The organism is Sphaerothrix gracilis Ecp01, assembly GCF_030405905.1.
In the GTDB taxonomy this organism is placed as follows: Bacteria; Cyanobacteriota; Cyanobacteriia; order Phormidesmidales; family Phormidesmidaceae; genus Sphaerothrix; species Sphaerothrix gracilis.
Genome location: NZ_JASATW010000136.1, coordinates 1 through 1,151, shown reverse-complemented (window position 1 = coordinate 1,151; position 1,151 = coordinate 1). Strand labels below are relative to the sequence as shown.

At 41.4% G+C, this 1,151-nt stretch carries 1 protein-coding gene; it reads right to left on the bottom strand.

The annotated features are described in order from the left end of the window. Nucleotides 1–43: 43 nt before the first annotated feature. Nucleotides 44–1,151, bottom strand: a 1,108-nt coding sequence (locus tag QJQ48_RS28300; RefSeq protein ID WP_346294508.1) for a putative bifunctional diguanylate cyclase/phosphodiesterase, incomplete at its 5' end; no start/stop codon positions are given.

Here is a 1,151-nt window from a genome sequence, read left to right as displayed (position 1 = left end):
AGATATTAATGTCTTTTCCTCTCGCTAACCATTGAGTCTCTATTTACAGCGATGACAGAGAGGTTACTGCGCTTTGTTGAGTAATAAAAGCTTCTGCTGCGCTAGCCGTCAGCGGCTTTGAGAAAAGGTATCCCTGTCCTAGCTCACAACCTAATGCTATTAGCTGTTGAAGCTGAGCATGAGTTTCAATGCCCTCAGCAATAACATTCATATTAAGACTATGAGACAGTGTCACAATTGATTGAACAATAGCTTTACTGTCATCCTTAGTTACTAAACGCTCTACAAAAGAACGATCAATCTTGAGAGTTTGCAATGGAAAACGATGCAAGTAGCTTAAAGAAGAATAGCCAGTACCAAAATCATCAACGCTTAGCTGAATATGCCGAATACTTAGCTCATTGAGTACAGCTTCTGCAACTTGGGCATTGGCCATGAGAGTACTTTCGGTAATTTCTAGTCTGAGAAAATGACTAGCTAGGTTTGCTTGTTCTAAAATACGGTCAAGTTGCAACGGCAAAGCTGATTCTTGTAAATGTTGGATAGAAAGATTAACACTCATTGTCAAATCAGCGAACGAGGGAAATCTAAGCTGCCAGTCCTTAAGCTGTTGACAGGCTTGTGACAGTACCCACTGTTCAATCTCGACAATCAAGCCATTATCTTCAGCAATAGAGATAAACTGATCTGGGGCCACAGTTCCATATACGGGATGATGCCAGCGAAGCAATGCCTCAAAACCTATTAGCTGACTGGTAGAGAGGGAGACAATCGGCTGATAGTTCAAAGAAAGTTCTCTACGACTGAGCGCTTGCTGTAGATCTGTTTCTAATTTGAGCCGTGCTACTACTTGCTCATGCATATTAACGTTGAAGATGGCATAGCTTTGCTTTTCACGCTTAGCCTGATACATAGCAATATCAGCATTACGCAACAGCATTTCAGCAGAGAGATTATTTTCAGTGCTAAGTGCTATACCAATACTTGTGCCAACTGAAACTTCATGCCCTTTGAGATTGAAGGGCTTAGATAATGCTAGGTTAATCCGTTCAGCTACACCGATAGCCTCAGGTAGGGCATGAACATTATCTACCAAGATAGTAAATTCATCACCGCCTAAGCGAGCTAACATATCATTAGCTCTTAAAACT